General features: G+C 63.1%; 11 protein-coding genes, 1 tRNA gene and 2 rRNA genes. 5 read left to right on the top strand and 9 right to left on the bottom strand.

Annotated elements, in window-relative coordinates; translation table 11 throughout:
- The first annotated feature begins 68 nt into the window (after positions 1 to 68).
- From rsfS to WHX56_RS14740, 3 genes are read left to right on the top strand one after another with little or no spacing between them, the layout of a single operon-like run.
- Entirely contained in the window at positions 69 to 473 is a 405-nt protein-coding gene (rsfS, locus tag WHX56_RS14750; RefSeq protein WP_129240621.1) for a ribosome silencing factor, read from the top strand.
- A 7-nt stretch (positions 474 to 480) separates the two neighbouring features.
- Complete coding sequence (gene rlmH, locus WHX56_RS14745; protein WP_129240622.1) at positions 481 to 951, top strand: 23S rRNA (pseudouridine(1915)-N(3))-methyltransferase RlmH; 471 nt, start codon at positions 481 to 483, stop codon at positions 949 to 951.
- A gap of 60 nt (positions 952 to 1,011) precedes the next feature.
- Positions 1,012 to 1,638 (top strand): Maf family protein, encoded by a 627-nt coding sequence (locus WHX56_RS14740; RefSeq protein ID WP_338881661.1) that lies wholly within the window; start codon positions 1,012 to 1,014, stop codon positions 1,636 to 1,638.
- 70 nt (positions 1,639 to 1,708) lie between these two features.
- On the opposite strand, the gene WHX56_RS14735 is transcribed toward WHX56_RS14740, so the two are convergent.
- Positions 1,709 to 3,049: a dicarboxylate/amino acid:cation symporter gene (locus WHX56_RS14735; RefSeq protein ID WP_338881660.1), complete on the bottom strand. Its 1,341-nt coding sequence runs from the start codon at positions 3,047 to 3,049 to the stop codon at positions 1,709 to 1,711.
- A gap of 295 nt (positions 3,050 to 3,344) precedes the next feature.
- On the opposite strand from WHX56_RS14735, the gene WHX56_RS14730 reads away from it, so the two are divergent.
- Complete coding sequence (locus tag WHX56_RS14730) at positions 3,345 to 5,315, top strand: sensor histidine kinase (protein WP_338881659.1); 1,971 nt, start codon at positions 3,345 to 3,347, stop codon at positions 5,313 to 5,315.
- Complete coding sequence (locus tag WHX56_RS14725; RefSeq protein WP_338881658.1) at positions 5,299 to 6,705, top strand: sigma-54 dependent transcriptional regulator; 1,407 nt, start codon at positions 5,299 to 5,301, stop codon at positions 6,703 to 6,705. Before WHX56_RS14730 ends, WHX56_RS14725 begins: the two co-directional genes overlap by 17 nt.
- Before the next feature lie 84 nt (positions 6,706 to 6,789).
- Here the strand turns inward: WHX56_RS14725 and WHX56_RS14720 are convergent, their stop codons facing one another.
- From WHX56_RS14720 to WHX56_RS14685, 8 genes are all read right to left on the bottom strand, one after another.
- Positions 6,790 to 7,623, bottom strand: a complete 834-nt coding sequence (locus tag WHX56_RS14720; RefSeq protein WP_338881657.1) for a PhzF family phenazine biosynthesis protein — start codon at positions 7,621 to 7,623, stop codon at positions 6,790 to 6,792.
- A gap of 53 nt (positions 7,624 to 7,676) precedes the next feature.
- Complete coding sequence (locus WHX56_RS14715) at positions 7,677 to 9,551, bottom strand: PepSY-associated TM helix domain-containing protein (protein WP_338881655.1); 1,875 nt, start codon at positions 9,549 to 9,551, stop codon at positions 7,677 to 7,679.
- 2 nt (positions 9,552 to 9,553) lie between these two features.
- Positions 9,554 to 12,031, bottom strand: coding sequence for a TonB-dependent siderophore receptor (locus WHX56_RS14710; protein WP_338881654.1), 2,478 nt, complete (start codon positions 12,029 to 12,031; stop codon positions 9,554 to 9,556).
- 122 nt (positions 12,032 to 12,153) lie between these two features.
- Entirely contained in the window at positions 12,154 to 13,131 is a 978-nt protein-coding gene (locus WHX56_RS14705) for a FecR domain-containing protein (RefSeq protein ID WP_338881652.1), read from the bottom strand.
- Positions 13,128 to 13,634, bottom strand: coding sequence for a sigma-70 family RNA polymerase sigma factor (locus tag WHX56_RS14700; RefSeq protein WP_129240634.1), 507 nt, complete (start codon positions 13,632 to 13,634; stop codon positions 13,128 to 13,130). Before WHX56_RS14700 ends, WHX56_RS14705 begins: the two co-directional genes overlap by 4 nt.
- A gap of 197 nt (positions 13,635 to 13,831) precedes the next feature.
- Positions 13,832 to 13,944: ribosomal RNA gene (gene rrf, locus WHX56_RS14695) — 5S ribosomal RNA — on the bottom strand.
- A 201-nt stretch (positions 13,945 to 14,145) separates the two neighbouring features.
- Positions 14,146 to 17,029, bottom strand: a 23S ribosomal RNA gene (locus WHX56_RS14690).
- Positions 17,030 to 17,328: 299 nt separating this feature from the next.
- A tRNA-Ala gene (locus WHX56_RS14685) sits at positions 17,329 to 17,404 on the bottom strand.
- Positions 17,405 to 17,422: the final 18 nt, after the last annotated feature.

Raw genomic sequence — 17,422 nt, 5'->3', positions numbered from 1 at the left:
CCCGCCCGGCGCCGAAAGCGCCCCGGAGCCAGCCTCCTGCTGACCGTGCGCGGGTTATATTTGCAGCTATGGATATACAAAAACTCCAACGCGCCGTCATCGACGCCCTCGAAGACGTCAAGGCGCAAGACATCAAGGTTTTCAACACCACGCATCTGACCAGCCTGTTCGATCGCGTCGTGATTGCAAGCGCCACCTCCAACCGCCAGACCCGGGCGCTGGCCGCCAGCGTGGCCGACCGCGGACGCGCGCTCGATCTTTCCGGCATCACCATCGAAGGCGAAGACACGGGCGAATGGGTCGTCGTCGACCTGGGCGACGTGGTCGTGCACATCATGCAGCCCGCCATCCGCCAGTACTACAACCTGGAAGAGATCTGGGGCGACAAGCCGGTGCGCGTGAAGCTCCTGCCGGAATCCACCCGGCCCGCGCCGATCGCCAGCGACGGCGCCTACGACGGCACCGGTTACTGAGCACGCCGTGAAGCTCATCGTCGTGGCCGTGGGCACGCGGATGCCGGATTGGGTGCAGACCGCCTGGGACGACTACGCCAAGCGCCTGCCGGCCGATTGCGCGCTGGAACTGCGCGAGATCAAGCCCGAGCCCCGCACCACCGGCAAGACGCCCGCGCAGATGATGGCGGCGGAAGCCAGGCGGATCGAAGCCGCCCTGCCCGCCAGCGCCCTGCGCCTGGCGCTGGACGAGCGCGGCCGCGATCTCACCACCATGGCCCTGTCGCAAAAGCTCGAACAATGGCGGGCGGGCGGCCAGGACGTGGCCTTTCTCGTCGGCGGCCCGGACGGCCTGGACGCCGATCTGAAAGCGTCCTGCAGCGGCCAGTTGCGGCTGTCTTCGCTGACCCTGCCGCATCCCATGGTCCGCGTGGTGCTGGCCGAACAGCTCTACCGCGCCTGGGCCATCATGACCAACCATCCCTACCACCGCGCCTAAGCCGGCCGCACCTGACCGGCCGCACCTGGCCAGCCGGGCAGGCGCCCCTTCCACCGACGCATGACCGACACCGCCGCCCCCGCTTCCCCTCCCGCGCGCCTGTACCTCGCTTCGGCCAGCCCCCGGCGGCGCGAACTGCTGACGCAGATGGGTCTGGCCCACGAAGTGCTGCTCGTGCCCGCCCCGCCGGGCGAGGACGAACCCCAGCATCCGGGCGAGAGCGCCGCCGACTACGTCCAGCGCACCGCGCGCGACAAGGCGCTGCGCGGCCGCGACTGGATGCGCGACCGCGGCTTGCCGCGCCTGCCCCTGCTGGCCGCCGACACCACCGTCATCCTGGCCGGCCAGGTCCTGGGCAAGCCCGCCGACCGGGACGACGCCTTCCGGATCCTGCGCGCGCTGTCCGGCTCGGCGCACGAAGTGCGCACCGCCGTCGCCGTATGGGCCGGCGACCGGCTGCTGGAGGCCGTGTCCATCACCGAAGTCCGCATGCGGGAGCTGGCGGACGACGAAATCTGCCGCTACTGCGACAGCGGCGAACCCTACGGCAAGGCCGGCGCCTACGGTATCCAGGGCCTGGCGGGCGCCTTCATCTCGCATATCGCCGGCAGTTATACAGGCGTAATGGGCCTGCCCGTGTTCGAAACCGCGAACCTGTTGCGCGCGGCGGGAATCCGGACGCCCTGAGCGCCCCCCGCCACGGGCAAAAAAAAACGCGGCCGGGCCGCGTTTTTCGTTTTTCTTATGCGGGATCCGCTCAGCCTTGCCGCAGCGGTTCGCTCAGCACGACCTGTGGCTCGGCGGCGGGCGCCTGGGCTCCGCCTTCCAGCGCGGCGTGCAATTGCTCCTTGTCCAATTCGCCTTCCCAGCGCGCGACCACGACCGCGGCGGTCGCGTTGCCGACCAGGTTGGTCAGGGCTCGGCACTCGGACATGAAACGGTCGACTCCCAGGATCAGCGCCATGCCGGCCACCGGCACCGAGGGCACCACCGACAAGGTGGCGGCCAGGGTGATGAAACCCGCGCCCGTCACGCCCGCCGCGCCCTTGGAGCTCAGCATCGCGACCAGCAGCAGCAGGATCTGGTCGCCCAGCGACAGCGGAATGTCGCAGGCCTGGGCAATGAACAGCGCGGCCATCGTCATGTAGATGTTGGTGCCGTCCAGGTTGAACGAGTAGCCGGTGGGCACCACCAGGCCCACCACCGACTTCGAGCAGCCGGCGCGTTCCATCTTCTGCATCAGGGTGGGCAGCGCGGCCTCTGAAGAGCTAGTGCCCAGCACCAGCAGCAGTTCTTCGCGGATGTAGCGAACCAGCTTCAGGATCGAAAAGCCGTTGTAGCGCGCGACCATTCCCAGCACGACGACCACGAACAGCACCGAAGTCGCGTAGAACGTGCCCACCAGCATGGCCAGGTTGACGACCGACTTGATGCCGTACTTGCCGATGGTGAACGCCATGGCCCCGAAGGCGCCGATGGGCGCGGCCTTCATCAGGATGGCGACGAGCTTGAAGATCGGCTGGGCCAGCGCCGTCATGAAGGTCAGTATCGGCTTGCCGCGTTCGCCCACCATGGCGAGCGAAATGCCGAACAGCACGGCCACGAACAGCACCTGGAGGATGTCGCCGCCCACGAACGGACTGAAGATGGTCGTGGGGATCACGTTCATCAGGAAGCCGGTAATGGTGGAGTCGTGCGCCTTGGCCACGTAGCCCGACACCGCCTTCTGGTCCAGGGTGCTGGGGTCGATGTGCATGCCCGCGCCGGGCTGGACGATATGGCTGACGATCATGCCCACGATCAGCGCAAGCGTCGAGAAGATCAGGAAGTACAGCATGGCCTTGCCCGCCACCCGGCCGACCTTCTTGAGGTCGCTCATGGCGGCGATGCCGGTGGCCACGGTCAGGAAGATCACCGGGGCGATGATCATCTTCACCAGCTTGATGAAAGCATCGCCCAGCGGCTGCATCTGCTGGCCGAGTTCCGGCTTCAGCGCGCCCAGGGCCACTCCCACCACAATGGCGAAGATCACCTGCACATAAAGGATTTGATGGAATTTGAGTTTGCGCGCGGGCGCGACTTGATCCACGTCGATCATTGGGATTTGTCCCCACCTGGGCCCCTTGCTCCGGGCGGCTCTGCGCGGCGGGCGACGGGGCGTTATCTGTTTTATGGCCGCGCTCGATTGCCGCAGGCCCATGTCACCGCGCGGAGGGACCGCGAGGCTTGCCCATCCTTATGCAAGCGCCGTGCCAGGCCGATCCGGCCCCGCGGCATACCTACAAGCCATTGATAAAAAAAGGATTCTTGTTTTTCCCACGGCATCGGCCCGCTCTTTAGTGGCGAAATTCCACACAGAAAAGATATAGAATGTGCGAAAACCCGCACACCTCATGTCCAACCCTGCTTCTCCCCCTCCCCGGACACCCTCCGTCCAGGCGCCCTCGGCCCAGCCAGGCCGCGGGCGGCGCAGGCTCGCCTGGCCCTGGCGGGCGGCGGGAATCCTGCTGGGCGTCGGCATCGTGTTCGGCGTCCTGCATGCCGCCACCCTGTGGGCCCGCGACGGCGCGCTGAAGAACGCGGCGGCGCAGGCGCGCGGCACAGCCCAGGTCAACGCGGCCCTGCTGCGCAACAACCTCGACAAGTTCAGGGCGCTGCCCTTCGTCCTCACCCGCGACGTCGACGTGCGCGCCGCGCTGCAAACCCCTACCCCCGGCCTGATCGCGTCGCTGGACGAAAAGCTCGACACGCTCAGCCGCGGCGTCGGCGCTTCCGCGATCTACGTACTGGACAGGAAGGGCCTTGCGATCGCCGCCAGCAACTGGCGGGAACCCGCCACCTTCGTGGGCGTGGACTACCAGTTCCGCCCCTATTTTCAGGGATCGGTCGCCCACGGCTCGGCCGAACACTTCGCCTTGGGCACCGTCAGCCACGAGGCCGGGCTGTACCTGTCGCGGCGGGTCGACGACGCCGCCGGCGCGATGCTGGGCGTGGTCGTGCTGAAAGTGGACTTCCGCGAGCTGGAAGCGGACTGGCGCCAGTCCAACGCGCCCATTTTCGTCACCGACGAACACGGCGTGGTGCTGCTGGGCAGCATCGCGGGCTGGCGCTTCGGCGTATTGGCGCCGCTGCCGCCCGCCCTGGCCCAGTCGCTGCGCACCAGCCTGCAGTTCGGCGACGCCCCGTTCCAGCCCCTGCCCCTGCGGCCGCCGCTGCTACCGGTCAGCACCGGGCAACTGGTCCGTTCCGACGCCGCGCTGCCCCAGATTCCCGCGGCCGCTCCCCTGTTGCACACCACGCTGCCCATCGTCGAATCGCCCGGCTGGACGCTGCACCTACTGTCGCCCGTGCAGTCGGCCATCGGCCAGGCGACGGCGAACGCGCAGTTGGGCGCCCTGTTGGCGCAGGGCGCGCTGGCCGCCATCGTCGGCATCGTCCTGCTGCGCCGCCACCGCCAGCGCGAACGCGCGCACCAGCAGGCCGCCATCCACGATCAGTTGACCGCGCTGGTCGACGAACGCACGTCCCAATTGCTCAGGGTGAACGAACAGTTGGTCGACGAAATGGACGAACGCCAGCGCACCGCCGCCCGCCTCCACACGATGCAGGAGGAATTGGTCCAGGCCAGCAAGCTCGCCCTGTTGGGCCAGGTCGCGGCCGGCGTCGCCCACGAAATCAACCAGCCGGTGGCCGCCATACGCGCCTACGCCGACAACGCCGCCGAATTCCTGCGCCGTCACGACGACGGCTCCGCGCAGGAGAACCTGGGCACCATCGCGGCCTTGACGGAGCGCATCGGCCACATCACCGGCGAATTGCGCGCCTTCTCCCGCAAGGCCGGTTCCTCGGTCGGCCCCACCAGCCTGAGGGACTGCCTGGAAGGCGCCCTGCTGCTGATAGGCCCGCGCGCCCGGCGCCAGGGCGTCGCCTTGCAGCGCCCACCCGCGGACCAGGACTATCTGGTGCAGGCGGACCGCGTCCGGCTGGAGCAGGTGCTGGTGAATCTTCTGCAGAACGCGCTGGAAGCCCTGGAAGGCCGGCCGGACGGACGCATCGTCGTGGCGCACCAGGATCTCGGCGCCACCGTGCAAGTCCAGGTCGGCGACAACGGCCCGGGCCTGTCGGCGCAGGCACGGGCCCGGCTGTTCACCCCTTTCCATACGACCAAGCCGGAAGGACTGGGCCTGGGCCTGGTCATCAGCCGCGACCTCGCCGCCGAATTCGGCGGCGAACTGAGCGCGGCCCGCCCGGCCGATTCCACCGCCCCGCCTGCGCCGGACGGCGGCGCCCTCTTCATCCTGACCTTGCGCAAAGCGTCCGGCCGGGACTTCGCTTCGAACCTCCCCCATGGCCCCAACCCCTGAACGCCCTCTTTCCGCGCCGGCCGCGGCCGACGACAGCCTTCGCCAGCCATTCCGGCCGCACGCCGTGTTCATCGACGACGATGAGGAACTGCGGCGCGCCAATGCGCAGACGCTCAAGCTGCACGGCATTTCCGTGGACGCCCATGCCAGCGCCCGTTCCGCGCTGCCCGCGCTGACCCGCGAATTCGACGGCGTGGTCGTGAGCGACATCCGCATGCCCGACATGGACGGCCTGCAGCTCTTCCGGCGGGTGCGCGATATCGATCCCGACATCCCCGTCATCTTCATCACCGGGCATGGCGACATCGCGACCGCGGTGCAGTGCATGCGCGACGGCGCCTACGATTTCCTGGCCAAGCCCTACGCCGCCGACAGGCTGATCACGGCGATCGCGCACGCGGCGGAAAAGCGCCATCTGGTGCTGGAAAACCGCCGCCTGCGCGAAGCCGCGTTCGCCGTCGAGGCGGACGAAGTCCCGTTCATCGGCACCACGCCCGCCATGCAGCGCATCAAGCAGACGCTGCGCCATATCGCGGACGCCGACGTGGACGTGCTGGTCGAAGGCGAGACCGGGACGGGCAAGGAAGTCGTGGCCACCGCGCTGCACCGCCTGAGCCGCCGCCGGGACCGCCCGCTGGTCGCGATCAATTGCGGCGCCCTGCCCGAAAGCGTCATCGAAAGCGAACTGTTCGGGCACGAAGCCGGCGCGTTCACCGGTGCGCAGAAAAAGCGCATCGGGCGCATCGAGCATGCCAGCGGCGGCACCCTGTTCCTGGACGAGATCGAAAGCATGCCGCTGGCGGTGCAGGTGAAACTGCTGCGCGTGCTCGAGTCGCGCCAGATCACGCCCCTGGGCAGCAACGACGTGCGCAATCTGGATCTGCGCGTGGTCGCCGCGACCAAGGAAGACCTGGGCAGCCCCGCCATACGCGCCAAGTTCCGGGAAGACCTGTTCTATCGGCTCAATGTCGTCACCATCCGGATTCCGCCCCTGCGCGAGCGCCGCGAAGACATTCCGCTCTTGTTCGCCCACTATCTCGGCCACGCTTCGCGCCGCTTTCAGCGCGACATTCCTGAAATGCCGGCCTCCATCAAGCAGCATGTGATGACGCACGATTGGCCCGGCAACGTGCGCGAACTGGCGCACTTCGCCGAGCGCGTGGTCCTGGGCGTGCTGAATGCGCCGGCGCCCGAGGCGGCGGCCGCCGCGGCCGCCCAAAGCCTGCCGGAACGGATGGAACGCTTCGAAGCCCAGCTCATCCGCGAGGCCCTCGAGGCGCACCAGGGCGACATCAAGGCGACGCTCGAAACCCTCGGCATCCCGCGCAAGACGTTCTACGACAAGCTCCAGCGCCACGGAATCGACCGCCAGCAGTATCTGCCGCAGTAGGCGGGCGGGCCAGCGCGCTCATGATGAAAGCAAAACCCCTCCCGGCAGCAACGCCGCGAGGGGTTTTGTTTGTAAATATCCGGCCTAACCGATTACGGACGCCTTGCCGCGCACATTCACCGGCGCCCCCAGCTCTGCCGTGAACGCCACTTCAATCCTGCACGGCTGGCCCATGTCCACCCCCTGCATGATGACGATTTCGCCCTCTTTCACTCGGCCCAGGTCGCGGAGCATGCCGGCGAAAGCCGCGGCCGCCGCGCCAGTCGCCGGATCTTCCAACACACCGCCAATCGCAAACGCGTTGCGTGCCTGGAAGCGCCTGTCGCTTTCACTGAACACGAACGCAACCGTGCCGATGGCATGCGTCCGCATGAAGCGGCGCCCTTCATCGAGGTCGTAGTCCATACGCGCCAGCGCGGCGCGCGAATGGAGCGGAACAACCAGGTGGTCGAGTCCCCCATGGGCGACGCAAGGCGCAAGCGTGGGATCAAGTTCGTTCGCCGAATATCGAAAGATTTCCAGGGCTTCAGACAATAGCTCGGGCTTGGCGATTGCGCTGCGTGTCGGCGGCGAGCGAAGCACACTCATCCACTCGCCGTCCCGCTTCTCGGCGGCGACTTCGATTCGGTTGTTGGCCAATGTCAGCGGATACGTCGCCGGGCCGAACGCCTGCCCAAGCACGGCGCCCAGCGCGATCGTTGCATGTCCACAGAAGGCGACTTCCGCTTCGGGCGAATAATATCGTGTGAGCCACGAACCATCGCCGTTTGGACAAGAGAACACCGTTTCCGAATAGCCGACTTGGGCAGCCACCCGTTGCATTTCCTCGGCTGGCGGTAGTCGATCGGCCAGCACGACCCCCGCCGGATTTCCCCCGAGGCCCTCGCTCGTAAACGCTGCAATACGGTGAATGTGCATTCAAGTACTCCTTGCTGTTGAATCGACAACGCGTATGAACCGTCGCCCGCTCATCATGCCAGCACCCAGCCCAGCACCGCCAGTGCGGCGGCGGACATCAGCAGCCGGCGCCATGCGCCAGGCGCCGCGAACACCCACAGGGCGGCCACGGCGTAGATAAGAAAGCTCAGCAAGCTGGCGATGGCCACGCCGGTAGCCGAGCTGGCAAGACCGCCGAGTGCAAGCAGTCGGGCCAGCACGATGGCGCCCAAGGTCGCCAGGGCATAGCCGCCCACCACCGCGCATAGCACGCGTCCCAGCACACGCCAGCGATAGCCGCTCGGGGCGGCGGCCACGCGTCCCGCCCGGGGCCCGGCCCAGCCGCCCGCGCGCAAACGCCAAGCCAGCAAAGCGAACAGACCGCCGAACGCCACGATCGTCGACTCCACCAAGGCGGCCTGCCAATCGCCGGCGTGCGCATAAGCCAGCGCGTGCCCCCCTGTGGTCCATACGTTCACGACGGGCAACAAGAGGCACAGCAGGGCGACGCAGGCGAACTGCTCAACCCACGCGCGCTGAACGAGTCTCACGCAGGCATGCGCCAGACTCGAGAGCCAGGCCAGAAAGAAGGCGCTGATTTCCCAAGCGTCGCGGTTCGGCAGGCTGGCCGGGATCATACGGTTGGCATGGAAGTAGCAAATACAGGCCAGACAGGCTCCGGCGATCGCCGCCACATTGAGCGCTTCGGCAATGCGGTAGAACGTCGGCGTGCCGGCGCCAAACTCGCTCTCCCCCTTGTTGCGCCGCTTTATCGTAAAGAGCACCGTCCCCGTCGCCATCATCAGCGCGCCCGCGAGGCCGAGGACGAAATACAGCCACTTGATGGTCCAACCGCCATAAGAGGCCACATGCAGATGTTTCATCAGATCATGCGCCGCATCGGCGGATGGCCGGCCGGCCGCCAGATGCAGGGACGAAAAAGCGCCGCTGGCGCCATCGAACACGGCGCGGCCGACAGCGCTGTTGATCTGGCGGAGCGTCACGTCGGCATCTGGCCGGCCATACACGCTGATGCGTTCGCGGGCTTGCCCGGGGCGCTCCACCATGATCATGCGCGCAGCCCCTCCCAATGCATCCTGCGCCGCGCGCAGGAGCACGCCCAGTTGCTGTCGCGCGGGCAGGCGTTCATCCAGCGGCGGGCGCGCCGGCAATACGGGGGCCTCAGCCTGAGCTGCCCCTTCAGCGAGCGCGGCTTGCCAGCCGGCCAGGCCCTGCTCGCCATACACGGCGCGCAAAGGCCCCGGCATGTAGCTGGTGTAAAAGATGGCCAGCCCGGTGTAGGCGATCATTAGCTGAAACGGCAGCGTGAGCACGGCCGAAGCATTGTGGCCATCGAGCCAGGCGCGCTGGCCACGCCCCGGCCTGAAGGTGAAGAAATCCTTGAAGATGCGCTTGTGCACCACGATGCCCGACAGCAGCGCCACCAGCATGCCGACCGTCAGCCAACCCACCAGCCAGAACCCGAAATTGCCCGCATGAAGGGTGTAATGCAGCGTCATGAAATGGCGTCCGCCTTCGCTTTTTCGCCCCCACGGCTGGGGCAGCAAGGCGCCGTCGCGCGGGTCCATCGCGGCCTCGTGCGCAACGCCCTTCGCAGTCCGCCAGAATAGGCGCATCGCCTGCACTGGCTCGGCGGGCAGTTCGATGCGCCAGAAACGCGCATCGGCCTCCTGCCCGGCCAGGAAACGAGAGGCCGCGGCCAACACAGCTTCCTGCGGCAGCGCGGCTGGCGTTCCAGTCAAGGCGGGTTCGGCCGCCATCCAGCGCGAGATCGGCGCGCGAAACACGCTGATGCTGCCCGCCAGGAAAATCAGGCACAGCAGCCAACCACACACCAGTCCGCACCAGGTATGCAGCCAGCTCATGCGCTGGCGCAGGCCGGCCTTCATCGTCAGAACGTGCCTCTCAGCGTCAGCATGACATTACGGGGATCACCGTATTGGATGCCGTTGACCAGATTACCCACCGCGCTGTAGTAGGTCTTGTTGAAGATATTGTTGACGTTGAGCACGGCCGCCCAATTGCGGTTGAACTGGTACTTCGTATAGGCGCTCCACACTGCACGTCCGCTCGCCTGCACGGTCGTGGCTCCGATTTGACGCGACTGGCCGCTTTGCACATTCACGCCGCCGCCCACCGTGAAGGCGCTCAGGTCGCCCGGCAACTGATACGTGGTCCAGAGCCGGAAAATGTGCTTGGGGGTGTACCACGCGAATGCCTGGCCTTCGCTGCTCTGGTCTTTGAGGTACTTGGTCGTGTTGAAGGTATAGCCGGCATAGAGGTTCCAGCCGCGCATGAGTTCGCCGCTGATCTCGGCGTCAAACCCTTGGCTACGCACCTTGCCCGCATCGGTGTAGCAGTAATAGTCGGCAGCGCAGGTCGGGCTGGAGTTGAAGTCGACTTGAGCGCGGTTGTTCTGGTCGATGCGAAAGATCGCGAACGCCGTATTGACGCGGCCATCCAGCAACTCGCCTTTCAAGCCCAGCTCGTAGCTCTCACCGACGATCGGTTTGAGCGCCTGTCCCGCTGCATTCACCTCCATTTGCGCCTGGAAGATGTCGGTGTAGCTCACATATGTGGTCCATTGCGGCGACAAGTCCAGGATGACGCCCGCATAGGGGGTGAAGTGCGTGTTGGCCTGCGTTGTCTGGCCGTTGACGAGCACACCGGCGCTGGTGGTGTCGGTCGTCCAGATCCGGTTGGAGCGGCTGAACCTCCCCCCCAACACGAGCTTCAAGGGATCGGCCAGTTGCAGCCGTGTCGTACCGTAGAAACCCAACTCACGGTTCGAGCCAATGCGCGCTTCGTCGACGCTCGCGCGCAGGGCAGCCGTGGACGGCTCGGGCAGGTCCGGGTTGAAGTTGAAGGCGTTGAAAGTCGCGTAGTTGACCAGGTAGGCGTAGGAGGTGTCGATCTTGCTGTGGCCGTAGTTGGCGCCCACCACCACTTCGTGCGTGCGGCCAAAGGCCCGGAACTTGCCGGTGAGGTTCGCATCCACGCCCGAGGTATCGATATCGGCCACCGTTCTCGCCGCGTTGACAGCCCCGAGCTGCGTCACAGGATTTATCGCGCGGCTTGAGGCGGTGTACTTCAGATATTGGTTTTCCTGCACGTAGGCGCCGGTCATCTTGAAACGCCAGTCGTCATTGAACGCATGCGTGAAGTCGGCGTAGAAACCCTGGTTCGAGGTTTCCTGACGATTCCAGTTCGCGCCAAAGCTGGTGGACCGCTTGAAGCCCACCTCTTCGCCGTTGCTATAACGCGGCAGGCCCGAGATCGACGGACTCCCCCGCAGATCTTCGTAGCTGTACCCCAGGTTCACCTGGGTGCGCGGCGAGAAGTCGTATTCGATCGTGCCGTAGAAGGTGGTGCTCTTCATCTGCACCCGATCCACGAATGAGTGATTGTCCTGGCGATCGATAAGGGCCCGGCCACGCAGGCTGCCGTCTTCGTTCAACCGGCCGCTTCCGTCGAGCTGCACGCCGTAGCGGTCCCAACTGCCAGCCTTGGTCTCGACCGTGAAGCGATCTTCTTGCAAAGGCCGCTTGCGCACCAGGTTCACTGCACCGCCGGGCGACCCCGAACCTTGCAGCAATCCCGCCGCACCCCGCAGCACCTCGACCCGGTCATAAAAGGCGGTCCCACCGGAGTAGTTGCTGGCGCGGCCATACATATTGCGTTCCAGCGGCACGCCGTCGTACTGGATCACGCTGTTGTCGAAACCGCGCGAATAGATGTATTTGCCGCCTTGCGGGCTTTGCTGCAAGGTCACGCCAGTGGTGTTTTCCAGCGCGTCATACACCGACGTCAGGTTCTGCTCGTCCAGGCGCTGGCGGGTCACCACGCTGACTGACTGCGGAATGTCGCGGAGCTGCTGTTCGCCCTTGCCGATCGTCACCGCCGACGTCGTGTAGGATCCGGAGCCCTCGGTCATGAGGCGGTATTCCTGCCCCGTCACCGTGACGGGTTCGAGCATGGTCGCGCCACCGCTGGGCAGGCGCCGCACGGCATAGCCGCCGCTGGAAAGCCTGCCCCCCTCGAATCCGGTGCCGGCAAGCAATGCGTTCAAGCCGCGCGGGACGCTCCAGCGTCCGTTCAGGCCCGCGCTTTGCAGCCCGCTCACCTGCCCGGCGTCGAACGACACATTCACGCCGGCCGCGCGCGCGAACTGGTTGAGTGCCTGGTCCAGTGGACCGGCTGCTATCGCGAAAGTGGATTCCCCTTCCTGCACGGCCACCGTAGCCTGCGCCTGAACGGCCGGGGCGATCCCGGCAAGCGCGGCGCTGCACAGCACGCCGGCAAGAATGGAGGACAACACGGTAGGAACGGGCGTCTGGCGCGCTGTCCTGGAAGTACGAGCGAGGGTCATTGCGTGATCTTGATAGGCCAAGTTGAAAGGGGTCTTTCCCTATAGGCCGGTCGAAAACGCAAATCCCCTCACTTTTTATTCAAAAAAAATCCTGGCATTCGGAAAGCAAGGCCGGGAAGGCCTCAGGCGGGCCCCACCGCGACCCAATAACGTGTCCAATAGCGCAGCCGTATCGGCAGCGTCTGCGCCAGGAATTCCAGGGCTCGGTCGGTGTCTTTCACATGGTAGGTGCCCGAAACCGCCAGATTGGCGACCTCTGGCGCGCAACTGATGCGGCCGTGGCGATAGCGCGCCAATTCGGTCAGCAGGTCGGCCAACCGCATATTCTTGCCCTCGATGGCGCCATCCAGCCAGGCATCGGCAGTGATGGCGGGTTCGCTCACCAGGCGGACGCCGCGGCTGTCCAGCCGCCCCGCCTGGCCCGCTTCGGCAATCACCGGGGCCACGTCGTCATTGGTCCGCAGCGCGACCGCATCCTGCTGCACGCTGACCCGGGCGCAATCGTCATCCAGGCGCATGACGAAGCGCGTGCCCAGCGCCTGGACCGTGCCAAACGGTGTGCGGACCAGAAACGGTCGTTTGACGGGCGAAGCGGCATCGGCGCCAGTCTCGATCGAGATCTCGCCGCGATAGAGGACCAGCATTCGTTCGCCGCCCTCCATCCGTATGCCCACCGCGCTATCCGTGTTCAACACCAGCAATGTGCCGTCAGCCAGCGTCAGGCGATCAAGCTCGCCCACGCCAGTGCTGGCATCCGCCAGGACACGTTGCCAGGGCGTGTGCTCACGCATCGCCCAGCCCGTGCCCGTCAGTCCGCCTGCCAACAACAGGCCCTTGAGCATCGCCCGACGCCGTAGCTGCCTCGTATCGCGGGTCGTTCCCACGGTAGTAAGCGTGTCCAGCGCCACCCCCCGCGGCATGGCGGTGAAGTCGGCGTTCAGCGTCTGCATGCGCGTCCACGCCCGCTCATGCGCGGGCGCTGCGCGGCGCCAGCGCTCGAAGGCTGCATAGGTATCGGAATCGGCCGAGCCGAAGTTCAGTTTCACCGACCACGCGATGGCCTCATCGACAACCGAGGCGGGAATCGCGGCCTCGCTCACGCGTCACCGAACCGGTGGGCGTAGCATTGGCGCAGCCCCGCCGCCACATAACGCTCGGCGGTAGCCAGGGAAACACCAAGACGTTCGGCAATCTGCGGGCAGCGCATGCCATCAAGCTGTGCCCACAAAAAAGCCTGGCGCACCCTGGGCTTCAGGGCATCCAGCATTTGATCGATCTTGATAAGCGCTTCCAGCACCAACATCCGGCTCTCGGGCGACGGCGCCAGTTCTTCGGGTGTGCGCGCCAACACTTCAAGCCAGGCGCGCTCGAGTTCTCGGCGGCGCCAGTGATCCATCAGCAGGCCGCGTGCGATGGCGCTCAGATAGGCACGCGGCTCACGCGGCTCGATCACCGTCGGCCGGCACAATAATCTGACGAACACGTCGTGCGCGAGGTCGGCGGCCTCGCACGAATTCCCCAATTGCCGACGCAGCCAGCCGTGCAGCCACCCATGGTGGTGCGCATAAAACGTCTCGACTTGGACATGCGTCTTCGGAGGCATCGAACATAATGAAAATGATAATTATTGCTTATTGTAGAGAGCAGACATGCTCCGGGCAAGATGCAGACGTTGTATTTGCATCAGCGCCGCGCGCTCTACTTACTTTTGTTTGTGCGTCCGGGCGGGCGCGGCAGGCATTGCGGCGCCCCAAAGACAAAACCCCACAGGTATAACCTGTGGGGTTTTGCGCAATAAAAGCCTGACGATGACCTACTTTCACAGACGTCCGTCCACTATCATCGGCGCAAAGTCGTTTCACTGTCCTGTTCGGGATGGGAAGGAGTGGGACCAACTCGCTATGGTCGTCAGGCGTAACTGGTTGAGCTGCCGCGCATAAGCGCAACCGCTCCAATCTGGGAAGAAACACAACGCGCGGTGACCAGAGTCGAACTCGATGGTCACGCACGGGGGGGTGTAATTGATGTTGGCTGGCTGCCGACGGTGCAGCCAGATTTTGGTTTGAACGACACTTGGAACGCTACATCACCAGGTCAATAACCATCAGTGTTATAGGATCAAGCCTCACGGGCAATTAGTATCGGTTAGCTTAACGCATTACTGCGCTTCCACACCCGACCTATCAACGTCCTGGTCTCGAACGACCCTTCAGGGGGATCAAGTCCCCGGGATACCTTATCTTCAGACGAGTTTCCCGCTTAGATGCCTTCAGCGGTTATCTCTTCCGTACTTAGCTACCCGGCAATGCCATTGGCATGACAACCGGTACACCAGAGGTACGTCCACTCCGGTCCTCTCGTACTAGGAGCAGGCTCCGTCAAGTATCCAACGCCCACGGCAGATAGGGACCAAACTGTCTCACGACGTTTTAAACCCAGCTCACGTACCTCTTTAAATGGCGAACAGCCATACCCTTGGGACCGGCTACAGCCCCAGGATGAGATGAGCCGACATCGAGGTGCCAAACACCGCCGTCGATATGAACTCTTGGGCGGTATCAGCCTGTTATCCCCAGAGTACCTTTTATCCGTTGAGCGATGGCCCTTCCATTCAGAACCACCGGATCACTATGTCCTGCTTTCGCACCTGTTCGACTTGTCAGTCTCACAGTCAAGCACGCTTATGCCATTGCACTATCAGCACGATTTCCGACCGTACCTAGCGTACCTTCGAACTCCTCCGTTACACTTTGGGAGGAGACCGCCCCAGTCAAACTGCCCACCATGCACTGTCCCCGATCCGGATAACGGACCAAGGTTAGAACCGCAAACAAACCAGGGTGGTATTTCAAGGTTGGCTCCACGCGATCTAGCGACCACGCTTCAAAGCCTCCCACCTATCCTACACAGGCCGGTTCACAGATCAATGCAAAGCTACAGTAAAGGTTCATGGGGTCTTTCCGTCTAGCCGCGGGTAGATTGCATCATCACAAACACTTCAACTTCGCTGAGTCTCAGGAGGAGACAGTGTGGCCATCGTTACGCCATTCGTGCAGGTCGGAACTTACCCGACAAGGAATTTCGCTACCTTAGGACCGTTATAGTTACGGCCGCCGTTTACCGGGGCTTCGATCAAGAGCTTGCACCCCATCACTTAACCTTCCGGCACCGGGCAGGCGTCACACCCTATACGTCGACTTTCGTCTTTGCAGAGTGCTGTGTTTTTAATAAACAGTCGCAGCCACCGATTCTCTGCGACCCCATCATGCTCAGCGCGCAGGCGCATCACACTACCGGGGTATACCTTCTCCCGAAGTTACGGTATCAATTTGCCGAGTTCCTTCTCCTGAGTTCTCTCAAGCGCCTTGGAATATTCATCCCGTCCACCTGTGTCGGTTTGCGGTACGGTCTCGTACAGCTGAAGCTTAGAGGCTTTTCTTGGAACCACTTCCAATCACTTCGCAAGCCATGCTCGCTCGTGCCACACCCTTGATTTACGCGCCCGGATTTGCCTAAGCGCCATCTTCGATGCAGCAACAGGGACATCCAACACCCTGATGATCTTCCGCAATCCGTCCCCCCATCGCACTGTACGACGGTGCTGGAATATTAACCAGCTTCCCATCAGCTACGCATCTCTGCCTCGCCTTAGGGGCCGACTCACCCTGCGCCGATGAACGTTGCGCAGGAAACCTTGGACTTACGGCGAGGGGGCTTTTCACCCCCTTTATCGCTACTCATGTCAGCATTCGCACTTCTGATACCTCCAGCAGCCTTTACAAGCCACCTTCGCAGGCTTACAGAACGCTCTCCTACCGCGTGCACAAAGTGCACACCCGCAGCTTCGGTTTATCGCTTAGCCCCGTTACATCTTCCGCGCAGGACGACTCGATCAGTGAGCTATTACGCTTTCTTTAAAGGATGGCTGCTTCTAAGCCAACCTCCTGACTGTCTATGCCTTCCCACTTCGTTTCCCACTTAGCGATAATTCGGGACCTTAGCTGGCGGTCTGGGTTGTTTCCCTCTTGAGTCCGGACGTTAGCACCCGGTGCTCTGTCTCCCAAGCTGTACTTGCGGGTATTCGGAGTTTGCCATAGTTTGGTAAGTCGCCATGACCCCCTAGCTATAACAGTGCTCTACCCCCCGCAGTAATACTTGAGGCACTACCTAAATAGTTTTCGGAGAGAACCAGCTATTTCCAGATTTGTTTAGCCTTTCACCCCTATCCACAGCTCATCCCCTAATTTTTCAACATTAGTGGGTTCGGTCCTCCAGCACGTGTTACCGTGCCTTCAACCTGGCCATGGATAGATCATCTGGTTTCGGGTCTACACCCAGCGACTAAAATCGCCCTATTCGGACTCGCTTTCGCTACGGCTTCCCTATTCGGTTAACCTTGCCACTGAATGTAAGTCGCTGACCCATTATACAAAAGGTACGCAGTCACCCCACAAGGAGGCTCCTACTGTTTGTATGCATACGGTTTCAGGATCTATTTCACTCCCCTTCCGGGGTTCTTTTCGCCTTTCCCTCACGGTACTGGTTCACTATCGGTCGATCACGAGTATTTAGCCTTGGAGGATGGTCCCCCCATCTTCAAACAGGATTTCACGTGTCCCGCCCTACTTGTCTTACGCTTAGTTCCACACACAAGATTTCATCTACAGGGCTATCACCTGCTACGGCCGGGCTTTCCATCCCGTTCGACTATCTTGCATGCTAAAACGTAAAGGCTCTTCCGATTTCGCTCGCCACTACTTTCGGAATCTCGGTTGATTTCTTTTCCTCGAGCTACTGAGATGTTTCAGTTCACCCGGTTCGCTTCCACTGACCTATGTATTCAGTCAGGGATACCGCATTGCTGCGGTGGGTTTCCCCATTCGGATATCTGCGGATCAAAGCTTGTTTGCCAGCTCCCCGCAGCTTTTCGCAGGCTACTACGTCCTTCATCGCCTGTGATCGCCAAGGCATCCACCATATGCACTTAGTCGCTTGATCCTATAACGCTGTAGGCTATAGGACCTGAGTATTAGCGTTTGTGCCGTTCATAAGTTTCAAAGCAGTCTGAGGCTTTCACCCCAGTCTTGAGAACTTGGAACAAAATTAATGCAATCACAACCCGTACTCATCTTCTTCGACTTGCGCCGAGTACTTGATAAGTACATTTCGTTGTGCTTCTTCCAGATTGTTAAAGAACGAATATAGCTGTTGGGTAAAACCCAACTCATAAAGCCGAGGATTCAAACTTGAATCGCGACGTTATGAGTTGGCCTCTACGGCACCACCAAGTTGAGACTTGGTGGAGGTGAACGGGATCGAACCGATGACATCCTGCTTGCAAAGCAGGCGCTCTCCCAGCTGAGCTACACCCCCATACCCTGCTTGGCGCAG

Origin of the sequence: Achromobacter veterisilvae (assembly GCF_037619525.1) — a bacterium.
Taxonomy (GTDB): Bacteria; Pseudomonadota; Gammaproteobacteria; order Burkholderiales; family Burkholderiaceae_B; genus Achromobacter; species Achromobacter veterisilvae.
The sequence above is the reverse complement of the archived record's forward strand: the minus strand, read 5'-3'. Positions and strand labels throughout refer to the sequence as shown.